2 protein-coding genes are annotated in these 2,558 nt (G+C 59.9%); both read right to left on the bottom strand.

The genetic code is table 11. The features are described 5' to 3' along the window. The coding region (locus WH91_RS24805) for a P-loop NTPase family protein (protein WP_199533561.1) at positions 1-1,914 on the bottom strand (1,914 nt) is incomplete at its 3' end. Positions 1,915-2,283: 369 nt separating this feature from the next. Then, positions 2,284-2,558 (bottom strand): hypothetical protein (locus WH91_RS24800; RefSeq protein ID WP_046172737.1); only part of this gene is annotated, 275 nt, incomplete at its 5' end.

Here is a 2,558-nt window from a genome sequence, read left to right as displayed (position 1 = left end):
TTCTGCAGACGAGCGGCGCGCGACGTCCCAACCGGTACCCAAGGGGGACGGCTGGCGAAGAAGAAACTGGCCCAACATCCGAAGAGCGTTGGTCCACAGAGGATTTGAAGCAAGTGCCGCCCATTGGGCGGTGTCGTTGCTGATCTGCTTCAGGTACTGGAACCGCGACCAGTCGGCTGCAAGATCGTGTTCAAACTCGATGCGGTTACTTCTCTCGTTCAGACGAAGCGGGAGCTCGCGAGGACGCTGCGCAAAGGTGACCGTGTCAGGCGGAGCGAGGTCAGTGAGCGCGAAGCTACGCTCAAACGACGCCTCCCGATGCGCGAGACGCATCATCATTGCCTGGACGTCGGGGCGATCCTGCGTCCAGTATTTCCACAACCTGTCGGCAATCGCGGTGTGAGACGCAAGGCCAGTTGCATTCGTACCGAGTGCCGCGCCGGCCTTGACCACCCAACTCAATGTACGGAGGTTGGTCAGCGCCGCGATAGTCTCCTCGTGCCCGACTAGCCAACTCAGGGCTGGTGACTTGGCCAAAGCCACCTTTGCCTCCCCTATGGATATTGGTTTGAGCTCAACAAGCTGAGCGTGCTGCCCGGCGAGGATCGACTCTTCGTCCCAGCCCTGTGGCTGCGTGACAATGACGACCCGCCACGCGTCAGCACCGGTCTCCGCGCCGCCTGGGACGATCGACTGAAGCATCTTGCGAAGGACGACGAACTCAGTCGGCTCGATGCGTTCAGCGGAATCGAGAACAAGTACATTCGCCGGGCGAACCGTTGCGTTGAGTATTTCAGCGAGCGCATGCCGGAGGGGCAAGCTCGATCGGCGCGCGGCGCTAAGCGCCGTCTTCAATTCTTCGGGACCCAACCACACCTGGGTAAAGGACGGAAAGGCGCCATCGAGCACCGACTTCACCAAAGCCGACTTGCCGGCGCCCGACTCGCCAAACACGACTGTAACGGCGTTCTCCGCGACCGCCTTTTGCAGTGTCGCTGTATCGGCGAGTCGTGGCACAGCATAGCCAGACGGCAGCTCGGTCCGGATGCGAGCCGTGTAGTCGGCGGTGATGTTAGCAAGCGTCTCCCAGTCGCGTGCGTAGTCAGGATGGTGCACTAACTCAAATTTGCCACGCAGTTGGGACAACAGGCTGTGGATCGTAACGGTACCCTTAGTCAGCCTGACATCGGTTGCGATGTTGATGAGGCGCTGCCAAAGATCATCGGCGTCGGCGACGTCTCCCGAAACCAGCAGGCGACGGCAGTGTGCGAGCGCCTGGTTCTCGGTCTCCGAGTAGGCCAACTGCAAATCGGTCGGCAGGATGTGGAGACAGCGTATGAGGGCGATTGTTTCGTCGTCGCTCCCCTTCGACACGGCGCCAGTTTTTTGAACGCTGTCGAAGACCCGCGCTTGTCTAGGTGTCGCCCTAATACGGCTGAGCGCGATAGCCTTATCGGCCCCACTGCAGGCGTTCTTGACTTCGCGCCAGGCCTCGTCGAAGTCCGAGTTGGAGCCGATCGTCACAAGTGCAAGGCCATCGGTGTGGGGATCGAACGGGCCCTGCGGGTCACGCCAGTGTTCCCAAGCCCGCTCAACGAAATCGGACGGCAGGCTCGATGCACTAACCTGCTGATTTCCCTTCGCCGAAATCGCGAGCCGACGCGTGACCCCATCGTGCTCGCCTGTCAACAGAAGGTCGTCCATCCGCCATCCGAGCGATGAGACCTGAGCCTGGAGCTTGGTTGCAATACCGTCGACGCCCGGCATTTTCTCACCGGCAAGCGTCTTAACGAGCTGCCACGCCGCGATCCGATCCTCGAAGTCGAACCCGGCGCCACTGGTCGATCGCAACGTTGCGGCTGCGCTCCTGCCTTTTGTCGATGGTTTTCGAGTCGGTTTCTTGGATCCGCTCAACGGCTACGATCCTTATTTTGCGCGCGGCCTACCGGAACTTCCCAGTGACTCATAGTAATGCACCAGTCGGGGTCAAAGCCCTTGTCAATTCTCACCACTTACATATCAACGCGGGGCCCTAGGCGCACTCTCAGCGCACTCGGCCGATGATCTCACCCATCAGGAATCACGCGATTCCGGCCCATCCGCAACCACCCTATGCGGCCGCCAACTGAGCTGTCGGCCTTCAACCTTAATGGCCGCTTTTGGTGCATTCTCAGCCTTGGTCGAGAGACTGGAATGGGGCGCGTTGCTGAACGGCAGCCGCGCCCCTTTCGGACGGTCAAGACGCCTTCCTAATTTCCTGAAAGCGGCCAATCTGGTGAGGCGCTAGACGAAAACGGTCAGAATTTTGTCGTACCCGCCAGGAATGCCTGCAGGCCATTCGCTTTTTACGACCCGGATGCGGTGCAGGCCGACTTGCAACTCGATATCCCCTGTGCCCCGCCATGGAACGGCGTTGCCAATAGCGGCCTGTATTAGGATTTCGCCAAATTCCCTGAAGCGGGCTTCTGCAGCATCGGCGTTGCCAGGCTCATTGATGTTCAATTTCAGCTTCAGCGTCGTTACGGCGGTTTCGGTGCCTTCGACATAGTAGGCTACAT

Origin of the sequence: Devosia psychrophila, from assembly GCF_000971275.1 — a bacterium.
Taxonomy (GTDB): domain Bacteria; phylum Pseudomonadota; class Alphaproteobacteria; order Rhizobiales; family Devosiaceae; genus Devosia; species Devosia psychrophila.
This window is presented reverse-complemented; position numbering and strand designations above follow the sequence as displayed.